Origin of the sequence: Streptomyces sp. WM6386 (genome assembly GCF_000972385.1) — a bacterium.
In the GTDB taxonomy this organism is placed as follows: Bacteria; Actinomycetota; Actinomycetes; order Streptomycetales; family Streptomycetaceae; genus Streptomyces.
This window is the reverse complement of sequence record NZ_JXTE01000447.1, coordinates 1-498: the sequence shown is the minus strand read 5'-3', so window position 1 is coordinate 498 and position 498 is coordinate 1. Positions and strand designations below refer to the sequence as shown.

Annotated in this window: 1 protein-coding gene; it reads left to right on the top strand. The window is 69.3% G+C overall.

Going from position 1 to position 498, the window contains the following annotated elements:
- Positions 1-18 precede the first annotated feature (18 nt).
- Positions 19-498, top strand: a 480-nt coding sequence (locus TN53_RS42175) for an adenylate/guanylate cyclase domain-containing protein (protein ID WP_046264202.1), incomplete at its 3' end; no start/stop codon positions are given.

Here is a 498-nt window from a genome sequence, read left to right as displayed (position 1 = left end):
CCCCGGAGGAGTCCGAATATGCCCTGCTCCGTATGCGGGTGCGCGCTACCGCCCGATGCACGCTTCTGCCTGTCGTGCGGATCACCGTGCGTCCCGGCCGGCCCTGTGGCGGCGGTGGAGTCCCGCAAGGTCGTGACGGTGCTCTTCTGTGACCTGGTCGGTTCCACAGCGCTGTCCGGTGTCCTCGACCCGGAGACGCTGCGATCGGTGACGCTGCGCTACTTCGAGCTGATGCGGCGGCAGATCGAGTTGCACGGCGGCACGGTGGAGAAGTTCATCGGGGACGCGGTCATGGCGGTCTTCGGTGTGCCGTCCGTGCACGAGGACGACGCGCGCCGGGCGCTCGCCGCCGCCCTGGGCATGCTCGCCGCCCTGGACGGGCTCAACACCGAACTCGACGTCACACTGGCCGTGCGATTGAACGTCCGGATCGGCGTCAATACCGGTCAGGTGGTGACGGGTTCGGACGCCTCCGCACGCCAGGCCCTGGTCTCGGGC